Here is a 14,283-nt window from a genome sequence, read left to right on the forward strand (position 1 = left end):
ACAATGCATCAAATGTGGAGTGAGGTTCAACCTGTCGATCGCTATCAAGTGTCATTAAGCGGCATTTTGCATGAATATGATCGGAAAGTAATATCGTTATTATATCAGCCGCTTATTGGAACGAACTGTTATAGTCTATACACAACTCTTTGGAACGAAGTAGAAAATAATCGAATATTATCTGATGATTGGACCCATTATCATTTAATGAATTTCTTATCTTTAAATTTGAGGGAAATTTATGACGCTCGCTTAAAACTTGAAGGAATTGGTTTGTTAAAAACCTTTGTAAAACAAGTTGGAGAAGATCGCAAGTTTATCTATGAGTTACAACCACCATTATCTCCTGAACAATTTTTCACCGATGGAATGCTTAATGTTTTTTTATATCGTCAATTAGGTCGTACACATTTTTTAAGATTAAAAAATCTGTTTGCTGATCAAATGGTTGATAAACAGGAATATAAAGAAATTACACGTACGTTTCAAGAAGTGTATACTACTAACGCAGATAATTTATTCCAAGATACAGATGCCAATGAAGCAAGTAAGATAGGCTTCGATGAACAATTTGTTTCGAGATCATTGCCTCGTAAGATAAAAATTGAAAACACCGACTTTGATTTTGAATTATTAATGGCAGGACTGAATGAAGTTATCATTCCAAAGAGTGCGATCACGAAACAGGTTAAAGCTGCCATCACTAATCTATCATTTTTGTATAATATAAATGCGTTGGAAATGAAAAATTTATTGTTAAGCGCACTAAACTCGGAACAAGAAATTGATATTGAACAGCTTCGAAAAGCTGCAAGAGATTGGTACCAATTAGAACATTCCCAACAATTACCGAAGCTGATCGATCGATTACAGCCTGTTCTTTACCGTTCCCATATAGAGGAAACGAATACCCAGGAGGAAAAATTGATTGTTTATTTAGAAACCATTTCACCGAGACAGCTTCTAATAGATATTTCGGATGGGAGTGAGCCATCAAAATCTGATTTACAAGCTGTAGAAGAAGTTATGTTTCAGCAACAACTGCCACCCGGGGTTATAAATGTGCTTATTCAATATGTAATGCTTAAAACAGATATGAAACTTACTAAAAATTATTTAGAGAAGATTGCTTCCCATTGGTCTAGGAAAAAAGTGAAGACAGTTAAAGATGCGATGGAATTGGCTAAAAATGAACATAGACAATACCAGCAGTGGGCTGAAAATAAAAATGGACAAAAGGAAAAACGAAAAAAACCGATACGAACTGAAAAAATTCCCGAGTGGTTTAATGAAAATGATGATAAACCGGTAAATCAGGAGAATTCAGAGGATTTTAAAGAAAAACTAAGACAACTTGAATTAATTAAACAACAATATAAAAAATAGGAGGTGGATCGAATGGAAAGAATCAATGACACTTTAAAAAAATTGTCCATGCGTACAAACTTTAAACAGAGATATGAAGAAGAAAGAAATGAGATTTTAAAAAACGAAGACGTTCGAAGATTTCTATTGGAGAATGAAGGAAAAGTTACAAGTTCAATGATTAATAATAGTTTAATGAAATTATATGAATTTATTTCCCAATCGAAGAATTGTCAAAAATGCAATAGTTTAGATCAATGTATAAATATGATGCAAGGTTATGAGCCGGAACTTATTATAACTGGCAACTCCATTGATATAACGTATCGACCTTGTCATCGAAAAATATATCATGATGAAAGAAAGAAAACCGAAAAATTAATTCAAAGCATCTATGTTCCTAAAGATATTTTAAAAGCTCGAATCGCTGACTTTGATTTTAATACAAATACTCCGGGAAGAGCAATTGCTTTTGAATATGCAGAAAAATTCGCTAGAGAATATGAACCGGGAATCAATATGAAAGGTTTATATTTATTTGGCAACTTTGGGGTTGGAAAATCGTATTTATTAGCAGCTATTGCTAATCATTTAGCGGAAACGAAACAAATTTCTTCACTCATTGTTTATGTACCGGAATTTTTTAGAGAAATGAAACAATCGCTTGGTGACCATACCGTAAATGAAAAAATGGAAATGGTAAAAAAATCACCTATACTTATGCTCGATGATATTGGAGCAGAAGTTATGTCAAGCTGGACTCGAGATGAAATATTAGGATCTATTTTACAATTTCGAATGCAAGAAAATTTGCCTACGTTCTTTTCATCGAATTTTGATTTTGATGCTTTGTTGCATCATTTGACGTATTCACAACGAGGAGAAGAGGAGAAAATGAAAGCGGCACGGATTATGGAACGTATTAAATATCTTTCTACGCCGATACGCATAGATGGACCGAATCGTCGGCATTAGAAAACGGTCCTTTTTATTCATACCATACTTCTAAATTGTCCAAGCAATCCATATATATATATCATGGATGATTCCATGTAGGGGGGGATATGCTTGGATTTTATTTTTAAAGAGTTGGAAGATGCAATTTGGCTTCATGAATATTTTATTAAAAGGGATAAGACAGTTTGGTTCCATGAAACGATTTTTCAAAATCAAAAACAATATTTTTTATCAATTGATATTAATTTACTATCAAATACTGATATACAAGAGGGATTTATTCAATTTATTCTTTTAAAAAAACGATTAGATTGGGTTCGTGATATTTTAAATGAGTATTTTTATTATAAAGAGGAGTCAGAACAGAATAATATTCTTGATATTGTCATTGAAATGTTTAATGGTGAACGTGAGGAATTAACCAATATTATAGGTGTGATAAATGATGAGGAAATGATACAGGAGGCTGTTTTTTCTTTGTTGGAACAACATGAATCCGTTTCATTCGATTCGTTGCTTAAATTTAGATTAAAAGCCTATTTTGAACGATTGATTCATTATGTTGAGATGGCAATTGATGAATATAAGATGGAACAAGAATATCAAGTTTTTGTCCAAATGTTAAGGGACTATTTAGCTAAACGTGAACCGAAAATGAAAATAGTAAGAATATACTTCGAAGGTTACGGGAAGTTTTTTGATGAACATTTTAAAGAAATAACGAAGAAAGATATGAATGAATTAATGGATCGAAGGTTATTAACTAATCATCCTGTCTATATTGATTCCGTTACGATCGCACCCTTGTTATCTATTGCACCTACGATGATTTATGTGTATATTGATTCAGAAGAAAATGGGTTAATTCGAACACTCAGGAACATATTTGAAGAAAGAATTATTCTATTAAAAAAGGAACAATTTGCAAGGGATAAGCAGATTGTGATGAAAAATACGATAAATCAATAAATCACTCTTGATTTTCTCTAATGAACCATCTATAATAACGTACATATTAGTAAAGTACGAATGCCCTTTCATATATGGAATTAGTACTTAACAAATAATCTAAATGTAACGATGAGGACAACAGTATTCCTTTACGGTTCCCAGAGAGGAAAGATTTGGTGAAACTTTCCAACACGAAACGAGTACTTACCACCTCTAAACTTCAACTGCGAAAGAGCACTCTATTAGTAGTTGACGGAGCCATTCCGTTAAAAATGATCCGAAGTCATATCGAATTATTGATATGTAAACTAGGGTGGAACCACGTGTATATAACTCGTCCCTTTCCAGGGACGAGTTTTTTATTTTTGTCTAGCGCAAGCGCTTTTCTAAGTATTAATTAAATAGAAGGAGTGTAAAAACATGTCTGACATGATTAAAATGACTTTTCCAGATGGTGCCATAAAGGAGTTTCCTGCTGGAACAACAACTGAAGATATTGCGGCATCTATAAGCCCGGGGTTAAAGAAAAAAGCAATTGCCGGGAAAGTAAACGAAAAACTAATTGATTTCCGTACACCAATTAATGTTGATGGATCAATAGAAATTGTCACACCCGACCATAAAGATGCATTAGAGGTTCTTCGTCATAGTACCGCCCATTTAATGGCACAGGCTATAAGAAGAATATATGGCCATGTAAAATTAGGGGTTGGACCTGTTATTGAAGATGGATTTTTCTATGACATGGATCTTGAAGTATCTATTACACCTGAAGACCTACCAAAAATAGAAAAAGAAATGAAGAAAATTATCAGTGAAAATCTTGAAATCGTTCGTAAAGAAGTTACTCGTGATGAAGCGAAAGAGCTATTTGCGGGTGACGAATATAAGCAAGAATTAATCGATGCGATACCTGCAGATGAGAAAGTAACAATCTATGAGCAAGGTGAATTTTTTGATCTTTGCCGTGGTGTTCATGTGCCATCGACGGGAAAAATTAAAGAATTTAAACTTTTAAGTATTGCTGGTGCTTACTGGCGCGGAAATAGCGATAATAAAATGCTTCAACGGGTATATGGAACTGCTTTCTTTAAGAAAGAAGATTTAGAGCAACATTTAAAATTCTTAGAAGAAGCAAAAGAAAGAGATCACCGTAAAATCGGGAAAGAATTAAATTTATTTACGACTTCCCAAAAAGTTGGACAAGGTCTCCCATTATGGATGCCAAAAGGTGCAACTATTCGCCGTACTGTTGAACGCTATATTGTTGATAAAGAAGAGCGTCTCGGTTATGATCATGTATACACTCCAATTATGGGTAGTGTAGATTTATATAAAACAAGTGGTCACTGGGATCACTACCAAGAGGATATGTTCCCGGTTATGGAAATGGATAATGAACAATTAGTGCTTCGTCCAATGAACTGCCCGCATCATATGATGATTTATAAAAATGGTATTCATAGTTATCGTGAATTGCCAATTCGTATTGCAGAGCTAGGTACAATGCACCGTTACGAAATGTCGGGAGCACTTTCAGGATTACAACGTGTTCGTGGAATGACGTTGAATGATGCACATATTTTTGTTCGTCCTGATCAAATCAAAGAAGAGTTCCAACGGGTAGTTGAATTAATTATTGCGGTTTATAAAGACTTTGATATTACGGATTATTCATTCCGCCTATCGTACCGCGATCCTGAGGATAAAGAAAAATACTTCGACGACGATGAAATGTGGAACAAAGCTCAAAGCATGCTTAAAGAAGCAATGGATGGTCTAGGACTAGAATATTTTGAAGCAGATGGAGAAGCCGCTTTTTACGGACCTAAATTGGATGTTCAAGTACGTACAGCTCTTGGTAAGGATGAAACGCTTTCCACTGTTCAGCTTGATTTCTTATTACCAGAACGCTTTGACTTAACATACGTTGGTGAAGATGGAAAACCGCATCGCCCAGTCGTAATTCACCGTGGGGTTGTATCAACGATGGAACGTTTTGTTGCCTACTTAATTGAGGAATACAAAGGCGCTTTTCCAACTTGGCTAGCTCCGGTACAAGCGGTTGTTATTCCAGTGTCACCGGATATTCACTTTGATTATGCGAAACAAGTGGAAGAAAAACTTCGTTCTGAAGGCTTTAGGGTAGAGTTGGATTCACGGAACGAAAAAATTGGTTACAAAATTCGTGAACATCAAATGCAAAAAATTCCTTATATGCTTGTAGTGGGAGATAATGAAGTAAGTGAAAACGCAGTAAATGTGCGTAAGTATGGTGAACAAAAATCAGAAACGATTCCTTTCGAACAATTTATTACTCATTTGAAACATGAAGTAGTAAAATAAATTTCAAAAAAATGTTGCAGAAGAAATAAGATTTTGATAATATAAATGATGTTGCAAAAAGAAATCGTAATAATTAAAAGCCATTTGACATCAAATTGCGATGTATGATATATTATCTAAGGTAAATTGAATATTAGTTTGAGGAAAAGAAGAAGCACCCGCTTCTCGCCTGATTGACGCAAGATTGCAGTTGGCAGGTTTCGAAATTCATCACATTCTTAACTATTCATGCGAATGTAAAGTGCGGGTTCTTTTTTAAGGCCCGTACTTTTTTATTGCTTGTGAAACCAATGTTAGCTAAAAATTGTGTTCAAAACGGTATGCTGGCTTAATTCTTCACCCAAATGATGTATTCTAAAAATAGTGATCGGCATAAAGCTGATCAGTGTAAAAAACCTTGGAGGTGGCTAATTATTAGCAAAGATATGATGGTTAACGATGGCATTCGTGCTCGAGAAGTTCGTCTTATTGGTCAAAATGGCGAGCAGCTAGGAGTTAAATCTCGAAATGAAGCAATTGAGATCGCATCACGAGTGAATCTTGATCTTGTTCTTGTTGCTCCAAATGCAAAACCACCAGTAGCCAAAATAATGGACTATGGGAAATATCGATTTGAACAACAAAAGAAAGAAAAAGAAGCACGTAAAAATCAAAAAGTTATCAACTTAAAAGAGGTTCGATTGAGCCCAACGATTGATGAACATGACTTTAATACAAAGCTTCGCAATGCCCGCAAGTTTCTTGAAAAGGGCGATAAAGTAAAAGCTTCTATTCGTTTTAAGGGTCGTGCCATCACACATAAAGAAATTGGTCAAAAAGTTCTTGATCGTTTCGCTAATGAATGTGAAGACCTAGGTACGATTGAATCGAAACCAAAAATGGACGGTCGAAGTATGTTCTTAGTATTAGCACCAAAAACTGAAAAGTAATGTCTGAAGGAGGAAATATCCTATGCCAAAAATGAAAACTCACCGCGGCTCAGCAAAGCGTTTCAAAAGAACAGGTTCTGGCAAACTTAAACGTTCTCATGCTTACAGAAGCCATTTATTTGCAAATAAATTAACAAAACAAAAACGTAAACTACGTAAAGCAACACTTGTTTCTAAAGGTGATTTTAAACGTATTCGTCATATGCTTGACAATCTTAAGTAATGAGCGATTTATATAGGAGGGAAATAATATGCCACGTGTAAAAGGCGGAATTGTTAGCCGCAGACGTCGTAAAAAAGTTCTTAAATTAGCAAAAGGTTATTTTGGTTCAAAACATACATTATACAAAACAGCCAATGAGCAAGTAATGAAATCTTATATGTATGCTTATCGTGACCGTCGTCAGAAAAAACGCGACTTCCGTAAGCTTTGGATTACTCGTATCAACGCAGCTGCACGTATAAATGGTCTTTCTTACAGCCGTTTAATGCACGGTTTAAAGCTTGCTGGTATCGAAGTAAACCGCAAAATGCTTGCTGATTTAGCTATTCATGATGAAAAAGCATTCACTGAACTAGCTAACCAAGCAAAAGCTCAATTTACAAAATAATGCTATTTTAAAAGTCATCCTCTTTGTGAAGGATGGCTTTTTTTGTTTGTCATAACATAACAATTTATTAAATATCTTTTAGTAAAGTGCCTACATCAAGAATGACAAGAAGAGAGTGGTGAGAAAAATGAATGAGCAATTATTAATGTTATTTTCATTTGTAGAAGGTAGTGCAGTATTGGCTCCTTTTATGTTTATTCTTTTTCATGTGCTTAGGCAATTTTTATTTATTCCGGTGGCCGTTGTTTGTATGGCAGGGGGAATATTATTTGGAAGTTTACTAGGGATTATTTATTCATTAGTAGGGCTATTGCTCCTCTCAGTACTATTCTATTGGTGTATCAAAAAAATGCCAAAAACCTACGAAAAGCTTTTGAAAATTAAATTAAAATGCTTTGGGCAGTACGCAAAGCTTACAATTGGGCAAATAGCTATCCTTCGTTTAATACCTTTTTTTCATTATCATTTGCTAAATATTTGTTTACTTGAAAGAAATCCTACATTTAAAAGCTACTTAAAAGGATCTTTTATTACAAATATTCCACTGGTTGTGTTCTATACTGTTTTTGGCCAGTTCATCTCCCAATTTACACCTTCAATGATCATAATCATCCTTATTGCACTGTCCATTCTATTTTTTATATTAAGAGAAAAAGTAATTGTTATGAAGTGGAAAGAGTTTTTTCCGGGTACATAAAGAAAACTGCTGTCATGATCAGCAGTTTTCTTTTTATTTCTTACCAATTTCCTTGATGGGACTTTTCCAATCAATCGTAGCATTTGGATATTTTAATTTAACCTCTTTTTCCAAAAATAAAATATCTTGATAATTTAGTGTATTTAGTAATTGTAGATCATGTGGCCATACAAAAATGGATATAACATCAAAAGGTGTTTCATTAGATCTTACATATTTTTCACCTTCCAGCAAAACTCCATTATACGTAATCAGAAAGTTTTTCCGAATATTTTCAGAGTCATCATAAAAATAATAACGTTTTTCAGTATGTGCAAGTTGCAGTTTTCGCTTTGGATTACGTAGGTACGTAATAATTTTTGCAAGAAAGTAAATAACTAAGGCGAATATGGCAATTCTTATCAACCAAAGCATAATTTAAACCTCCATTTAATAATTACTACCTTTTGCATACGTGTATTACTTAAAAAGGATTCATTTTTTTTAGGATGCTTTCTTAAATTTTTTAGTTTTAAGAATACAACCGTTCCTTTCCGCTCCAATCCACTCTGCGTTTTCAATATTATTTAGCGTCTGAAGCAACAAACTTTTAGAAGACGTCCTTTTTTATGATAAATACTGATGCGAATTTTTGTATTTTTTTGATTTTATCTATTATAATAATTAGGGTACATACATATTAATATTGGAGGTCAACCATATGGCAAAGCTTGATGAAACATTGACGATGCTCAAAGACCTAACAGATGCAAAAGGCATTGCAGGTAATGAAAAAGAAGTACGGGAAGTAATGAAAAAATATATTGAACCCTTTTCAGACGAGATTACTGCAGATGGTTTAGGAAGTTTAATTGCTAAAAAAGTTGGAGATGAAAACGGCCCAAAAATTATGGTGGCTGGTCATTTAGACGAAGTTGGATTTATGGTAACTAAAATTGATGACAAAGGATTTCTACGTTTCCAAACAGTAGGCGGCTGGTGGTCACAAGTTATGCTTGCACAGAGGGTAACGATTGTTACAAAAAAAGGAGATATACTTGGTGTAATCGGATCAAAACCACCACATATTTTACCTGCGGAAGCTCGGAAAAAGCCATATGAAATTAAAGATATGTTTATTGATATCGGTGCTTCAAGTAAGGAAGAGGCTTTGGAATGGGGCGTACTTCCGGGGGATATGGTTGTACCTTATTTTGAATTTACTGTTATGAATAATGAAAAAATGCTCTTAGCAAAAGCGTGGGATAATCGTATAGGTTGCGCCATTGCAATTGATGTATTGAAAAATTTAAAAAACGAAAAACACCCGAATATTGTTTATGGTGTTGGTAATGTACAAGAAGAGGTTGGGCTTCGTGGTGCAAAAACTGCCGCTATGAAAATTAAGCCTGATATTGGCTTTGGAGTCGATGTTGGAATTGCCGGCGATACACCTGGAATTACAGAAAAAGAAGCTTTAAGCAAAATGGGAGAAGGACCGCAAATCATTTTATATGATGCATCAATGGTTTCTCATAAAGGGCTACGCGATTTAGTTGTAGGGGTAGCGGAAGAATTAAGTATTCCATATCAATTCGATGCCATTCCTGGTGGAGGGACGGACGCAGGTTCTATTCACTTAACAGCTAATGGAGTGCCATCCCTTGCCATTACCATTGCAACACGTTATATTCACTCACATGCAGCAATGTTGCATCGTGATGATTATGAAAATACGGTGAAATTGATTACAGAAGTCATTAAACGTCTTGATCGTGAAACTGTGGATAAAATTACCTTTGAGTAATAATATAATGAATGGCATATCCATACGGATATGCCATTCACTATGAAAGATAGAGAAGTATAACATTTTTTCTAACCAAGGCGCCCTGCGCTTTTCTTATTTAATGCTTTAAGCCCTCTTCTAATGTTTCAAGCATCATACTTTTCTCTTGTTCATCCGCATGATTCCAAATTACTTCAAATAAAACGCCCAAACCCGGTAGCATTTTTTCTTCTCCTCTTTGAATCGCATCAACAATTGTGTCCTTTAATTGTGACTGATCATTTCCAGATACATTATGAATAATGGCATTACGGAGATTCAAGTTCATTTTGTAGCACTCCTTTTTTTATTTCTTTTATATTTTGCTATTAGCATGTCACGAAATAGAATGTTATATGTATAAAAATTGCGATATAATGAGATATTGATAAGGGTGAAGAGGAGAATGAAAGTGAAATATATTGAGTCATTGAAGAATCCGCAAGTAAAACAGTGGAAAAAATTATTGACTAAAAAAGAACGTCAAAAAACGAATACTTACTTAGTTGAAGGTTTTCATCTTGTTGAAGAAGCACTTAAATTTAAAGAGAACATTATAGAAATAATGCACAGTGAAGAAATTGAACTTCCTCGAGAGTGGAATATTCACGGACTTCAAGTAACAAGAATTACATCAGAAATTAGTAAAGCGATTTCGGATACCGAAACCGCCCAAGGCATTTTTGCCGTTTGCCAAATAAAAAACACTTCTGTTGATAAATTATATGGAAAATCATTTTTGTTATTGGATGCGGTCCAAGACCCAGGTAACATCGGTACGATGATCCGTACAGCAGATGCTGCTGGTTTGGATGCTGTTATTTTAGGAGAAGGAACGGTTGATGCATATAATCCTAAAGTCATTCGTTCCGCACAAGGCAGTCATTTTCATATTAATATTCTAACGGGCCACCTAGATGAATGGATTAATAAGCTGCAACAAGAACAAGTATCGGTCTATGGAACGGCATTGGAAAATGGAATTCCTTATAAACAGGTTCAGCCGCAAGATTCTTTCGCGCTTATGGTAGGAAATGAGGGGAATGGGGTATCTAAACATTTACTAGCTTTAACAAAGCAGAATTTATATATCCCTATACATGGACAAGCAGAATCATTGAACGTTGCCGTAGCCGCTGGAATATTAATGTATTATTTAAAGAAGTAGCTATGTTAAAGTACAATGTTGATACTGAAAACTAAGTTGATTGGAGCGGCAGGTGCGAGACTCCTGCGGGATCAGCTGGACAGATGAGACCCCGCAGGGAGCGTAGCGAGGCCACTGAAAAACTTACGTTTTTTCCCCTTTTCATTTTGGGGTAATAAAAAAGATGACATTTCGTCTGTAATTAGATGAAATGTCACCTTTTTCCTATCCCCTTTTTACTCTTTTTCATTTAGGAGCTTTAGAATCCGCTTGAGATTTACCGCAAATATTGCTGTTGCCCCTTGGATTTCCATGCCAAATAGACCCGAGGAATTTGCTGTTTTAAACCCGTGTCTATGTTTGAGTTCGCTATTTTTGGCTTCAATTTTATAGCGAGTTTTTGCTAGTTGTTTAAATTTATCCGTTTCTTGAAATGCTTCCTGATCTTTATGTTCAGTTGATTTAACTGTTATTGAGTATGTCTTACTTTTTGCTCCTTCTTTATAGCACCCTTCACGAAACGGGCAGACTTTGCACTTCTCAATATCAAAAAAGAACTTAATTCTTGGATTTTTATCTTGCCCCTTTCTTTCTTCATATTTTTTCTTGTAGCCATTTGCCCCGCCTTACAAACGAACATTCCAGCATCTTTATTAAATTCAAATTCATCTTCTTTTGCCCGTGTTCCATGTGTTATATGTGGATGCAATTTAGAAATAAGTTCAAGTTGATTTTCTTTTGCATAACTAATATTGTCTTTTTCAGAATAGGCTGTATCACCAATTACTGTTTTAATTTCCATTCCTGTAGCTTGACTTTTCCCAACTAACTCTTGCAGGTATTTTCCATCACTTTTTTCTCCCGTTGTCGGAATCGCTGCTGTTATTATTCTTTCATCGCTCATCGCGATGTGTGTTTTGTATCCGAAAAATGAGGAATCAGCTGTTTTATGTCCTACCCGTGCGTCCGTATCAGTTGAACGGTTCATTTGACTCATGTGTTCTGTATAATCTTCTATTACTTCATGAAGGACATTTAATTTTTCATTTACTTTGGGAATTGCGGCTAATTGTGGTTCTGATTCGACAATAGAAACAACTCGGCGACAATAATTCAATTCATCTTCAACTTCATTGGAAGTTGGTTTTGGAGGAAATTTCTCTTTCATTGAGTCATCAATTTGATAAACTGCTTTTCTAAGATTTTTTGACTTCTCTTGTAAAAATTCCTTCGGTGACTTTTGGTTAAAACGTGATTGTGTATGTGTGGAGTCCACGATTATTGTTTTACTTTTTATGATTTCCTTTTCAAGTGCAATCTCAACTGTTTTCCCAATAAGTAAATCTAACAAGGTCACATCTTTAAGACGGAGCTTACGAAATTTTGTTAAGGAACTTGGATTTATTACTGGGTCTTCTGGTGCCATGTCGAGAAAATACTTAAATGACATATCATATCTAGAGCGTTCTACTACATCTACATCAGACAAATCATAAATCGATTTAAGCAATAGATACTTAAACATGCGGATTGGTGGCACTGCATTGCGACCATTATCGAGGCAGTATTTCGTTTTCAATTCTTCAATAATGAACGAAAAATTCACCAGTTCATTGATTTGACGAAGCATGTTATCTTTGGGAACAACAAGATCATAAATAGCTATATATGGACTAAGATTGAGAGATTCTTGGTTAGAAATCATTTGAGTATCACCTACATACATTTGATATCATCATTATAAAACAAAAAGGCAGATAAATGTTTGGTCAACTCAAACATCTATCTGCCTAATAATAAATGGACTTTTTCAGTGGCCTCGAGCGTAGCGATGAGGAGGCTCAACGTCAGCCCCGCGGAAAGCGAGTACCTGCAGCGGAAATCAACGGCCAAATATTAACATATCCAAAGAAATAAATTTGAATTTTATTTCACAAAATACTATAATATATATAATTGCATAAATGATAAAAGACAATGATAGGGAAAAGTAGTTTAATGAATCCATTTAGGGAGAAAATGCCAAAGACTGAAAGCATTTTTATGGAATATTAAGTGAAATTCACCCCTTGAGTCAGCATCGGGACCGTTTCTAATGAAATGTAAAGATGCCTCGGTGAAGAGCCGTTATTTAATGAAGTTGAGCATAATATATTTTGATGCTAATTAGGGTGGTACCGCGATGATAACCTCGTCCCTTCTAAGGACGGGGTTTTTTTATGCTTATTTATTAAGCTATGTTAATTAAGTTGATTGGAGCGGCAGGTGCGAGACTCCTGCGGGAATAACGGTAGACGGGAGACCCCCGTGCTGAGGTACGAGCGAGGAGGCTCTCGAACCGCCCGCGGAAAGCGAGCACCTGCAGCGGAAATCAACAACTGGGTTTAACATAGCCACTTATTAAAGGAGGTAGAAAAGATGGAGCAAAAATTAAAAGATTTACAAGCAGAAGCCTTAGCAAAAATTGAGCAAGCGGAAGACTTAAAGTCTTTAAACGATGTTCGCGTTGCATATTTAGGAAAAAAAGGGCCAATAACAGAAGTTTTAAGAGGAATGGGGCAGCTTTCAGCTGAGGAACGTCCGAAAATGGGTGCCCTTGCTAATGAAGTAAGAGAAGTAATCAGTAAGCAAATTGAGTCAAAAAGTGAAGCATTAGAAAAAGCTGCAGTTGAAAAGCAATTAGCGGAGGAAACCATCGATGTAACCCTTCCTGGTCGTCCAGTTAAAGTTGGTAACCATCATCCGTTAACAAGAGTAGTGGAAGAAATTGAAGATTTCTTTATCGGTATGGGATATACAATTGCCGAAGGACCCGAAGTGGAAAAGGATTTCTACAATTTTGAAGCTTTAAACCTTCCAAAAGGACACCCAGCTCGTGATATGCAAGATTCCTTCTACATTACGGAAGATATTCTTTTACGTACACATACATCACCAGTACAAGCGAGAACAATGGAAAAACATGAAGGAAAAGGACCAGTTAAAATTATTTGTCCTGGGAAAGTGTATCGTCGGGATAATGATGATGCAACCCATTCCCACCAATTTATGCAAATTGAAGGTCTTGTTGTAGATGAAAACATTACGATGGGGGATTTGAAGGGAACGTTAGAAGTTTTTGCGAAGAAAATGTTTGGTGATGAGCGCCAAATTCGTTTACGTCCAAGCTTTTTCCCATTCACTGAACCATCAGTAGAAGTGGATGTTTCCTGTTTCTCCTGTGGAGGAGAAGGCTGTAATGTTTGTAAAAAAACAGGCTGGATTGAAATGCTAGGTGCCGGAATGGTTCACCCCAATGTATTACAAATGGCTGGATTTGATTCAACCAAGTATACAGGATTTGCATTTGGAATCGGCGCAGAACGAATTGCAATGTTAAAATACGGAATCGATGATATCCGCCATCTATATACAAATGATACTCGTTTCTTAAAACAATTTTCTGTACATGAGTAAAAGCTAGGGAGGAAAAG

At 35.3% G+C, this 14,283-nt stretch carries 13 protein-coding genes, 1 pseudogene and 3 other annotated features; of the genes and pseudogenes, 11 read left to right on the top strand and 3 right to left on the bottom strand.

Annotated features, from left to right (window positions below; genetic code table 11):
- The first annotated feature begins 3 nt into the window (after positions 1-3).
- The 8 genes from I5776_RS07015 (at position 4) to I5776_RS07050 (ending at position 7,856) form a co-directional block, all read left to right on the top strand.
- On the top strand, positions 4-1,386 hold the full coding sequence (locus tag I5776_RS07015) for a replication initiation and membrane attachment family protein (RefSeq protein ID WP_202779734.1): 1,383 nt from the start codon (positions 4-6) through the stop codon (positions 1,384-1,386).
- Between the two features lie 12 nt (positions 1,387-1,398).
- Positions 1,399-2,340 (top strand): primosomal protein DnaI, encoded by a 942-nt coding sequence (dnaI, locus tag I5776_RS07020; protein WP_202779743.1) that lies wholly within the window; start codon positions 1,399-1,401, stop codon positions 2,338-2,340.
- 93 nt (positions 2,341-2,433) lie between these two features.
- Entirely contained in the window at positions 2,434-3,291 is an 858-nt protein-coding gene (locus I5776_RS07025; protein WP_202779745.1) for a putative sporulation protein YtxC, read from the top strand.
- Positions 3,292-3,390: 99 nt separating this feature from the next.
- Positions 3,391-3,618: a binding site (T-box leader), on the top strand.
- Positions 3,619-3,693: 75 nt separating this feature from the next.
- Positions 3,694-5,619: a threonine--tRNA ligase gene (gene thrS / locus I5776_RS07030; protein ID WP_202779747.1), complete on the top strand. Its 1,926-nt coding sequence runs from the start codon at positions 3,694-3,696 to the stop codon at positions 5,617-5,619.
- Between the two features lie 140 nt (positions 5,620-5,759).
- Positions 5,760-5,899, top strand: a sequence feature (ribosomal protein L20 leader region).
- 64 nt (positions 5,900-5,963) lie between these two features.
- Positions 5,964-6,548, top strand: coding sequence for a translation initiation factor IF-3 (gene infC, locus I5776_RS07035; RefSeq protein ID WP_246483944.1), 585 nt, complete (start codon positions 5,964-5,966; stop codon positions 6,546-6,548).
- A gap of 22 nt (positions 6,549-6,570) precedes the next feature.
- Positions 6,571-6,771 carry a 50S ribosomal protein L35 gene (gene rpmI, locus I5776_RS07040; RefSeq protein ID WP_202779749.1) on the top strand — a complete coding sequence of 67 codons (201 nt, stop codon included), beginning with the start codon at positions 6,571-6,573 and terminating at the stop codon, positions 6,769-6,771.
- Positions 6,772-6,799: 28 nt separating this feature from the next.
- Entirely contained in the window at positions 6,800-7,159 is a 360-nt protein-coding gene (rplT, locus tag I5776_RS07045) for a 50S ribosomal protein L20 (RefSeq protein WP_066227020.1), read from the top strand.
- 127 nt (positions 7,160-7,286) lie between these two features.
- Positions 7,287-7,856 (top strand): TVP38/TMEM64 family protein, encoded by a 570-nt coding sequence (locus I5776_RS07050; RefSeq protein WP_202779751.1) that lies wholly within the window; start codon positions 7,287-7,289, stop codon positions 7,854-7,856.
- Positions 7,857-7,889: 33 nt separating this feature from the next.
- Here the strand turns inward: I5776_RS07050 and I5776_RS07055 are convergent, their stop codons facing one another.
- The gene (locus tag I5776_RS07055; RefSeq protein ID WP_202779753.1) at positions 7,890-8,270 is read right to left on the bottom strand and encodes a sigma-w pathway protein ysdB; all 381 of its coding nucleotides are present in this window, start codon (positions 8,268-8,270) and stop codon (positions 7,890-7,892) included.
- A 286-nt stretch (positions 8,271-8,556) separates the two neighbouring features.
- Between I5776_RS07055 and I5776_RS07060 the strand changes: the two genes are divergently transcribed.
- Complete coding sequence (locus tag I5776_RS07060) at positions 8,557-9,642, top strand: M42 family metallopeptidase (RefSeq protein ID WP_202779755.1); 1,086 nt, start codon at positions 8,557-8,559, stop codon at positions 9,640-9,642.
- A gap of 100 nt (positions 9,643-9,742) precedes the next feature.
- Here the strand turns inward: I5776_RS07060 and sspI are convergent, their stop codons facing one another.
- Entirely contained in the window at positions 9,743-9,952 is a 210-nt protein-coding gene (gene sspI, locus I5776_RS07065; RefSeq protein ID WP_202779757.1) for a small acid-soluble spore protein SspI, read from the bottom strand.
- Positions 9,953-10,075: 123 nt separating this feature from the next.
- Here sspI and I5776_RS07070 point away from each other — a divergent pair, with 123 nt between their 5' ends.
- Positions 10,076-10,831: a TrmH family RNA methyltransferase gene (locus tag I5776_RS07070; protein WP_202779759.1), complete on the top strand. Its 756-nt coding sequence runs from the start codon at positions 10,076-10,078 to the stop codon at positions 10,829-10,831.
- Between the two features lie 215 nt (positions 10,832-11,046).
- Here the strand turns inward: I5776_RS07070 and I5776_RS07075 are convergent.
- A pseudogene (locus I5776_RS07075) lies at positions 11,047-12,515 on the bottom strand (IS1182 family transposase).
- Between the two features lie 263 nt (positions 12,516-12,778).
- Positions 12,779-13,012: a binding site (T-box leader), on the top strand.
- A gap of 216 nt (positions 13,013-13,228) precedes the next feature.
- Here I5776_RS07075 and pheS point away from each other — a divergent pair.
- Positions 13,229-14,266, top strand: coding sequence for a phenylalanine--tRNA ligase subunit alpha (pheS, locus tag I5776_RS07080; RefSeq protein WP_202779761.1), 1,038 nt, complete (start codon positions 13,229-13,231; stop codon positions 14,264-14,266).
- The last annotated feature ends 17 nt before the right edge of the window (positions 14,267-14,283 follow it).

Origin of the sequence: Heyndrickxia vini (assembly GCF_016772275.1) — a bacterium.
Lineage (GTDB): Bacteria > Bacillota > Bacilli > Bacillales > Bacillaceae_C > Heyndrickxia > Heyndrickxia vini.

Excerpts from the sequence above, each read along its gene's own strand:
- I5776_RS07015 (WP_202779734.1), top strand. The coding sequence starts at position 4 with ATGCATCAAATGTGGAGTGAGGTTCAACCTGTCGATCGCTATCAAGTG.
- dnaI (WP_202779743.1), top strand. The coding sequence starts at position 1,399 with ATGGAAAGAATCAATGACACTTTAAAAAAATTGTCCATGCGTACAAAC.
- thrS (WP_202779747.1), top strand. The coding sequence starts at position 3,694 with ATGTCTGACATGATTAAAATGACTTTTCCAGATGGTGCCATAAAGGAG.
- infC (WP_246483944.1), top strand. The coding sequence starts at position 5,964 with ATGATGTATTCTAAAAATAGTGATCGGCATAAAGCTGATCAGTGTAAA.
- rpmI (WP_202779749.1), top strand. The coding sequence starts at position 6,571 with ATGCCAAAAATGAAAACTCACCGCGGCTCAGCAAAGCGTTTCAAAAGA.
- rplT (WP_066227020.1), top strand. The coding sequence starts at position 6,800 with ATGCCACGTGTAAAAGGCGGAATTGTTAGCCGCAGACGTCGTAAAAAA.
- I5776_RS07050 (WP_202779751.1), top strand. The coding sequence starts at position 7,287 with ATGAATGAGCAATTATTAATGTTATTTTCATTTGTAGAAGGTAGTGCA.
- I5776_RS07055 (WP_202779753.1), bottom strand. The coding sequence starts at position 8,270 with ATGCTTTGGTTGATAAGAATTGCCATATTCGCCTTAGTTATTTACTTT.
- I5776_RS07060 (WP_202779755.1), top strand. The coding sequence starts at position 8,557 with ATGGCAAAGCTTGATGAAACATTGACGATGCTCAAAGACCTAACAGAT.
- sspI (WP_202779757.1), bottom strand. The coding sequence starts at position 9,952 with ATGAACTTGAATCTCCGTAATGCCATTATTCATAATGTATCTGGAAAT.
- pheS (WP_202779761.1), top strand. The coding sequence starts at position 13,229 with ATGGAGCAAAAATTAAAAGATTTACAAGCAGAAGCCTTAGCAAAAATT.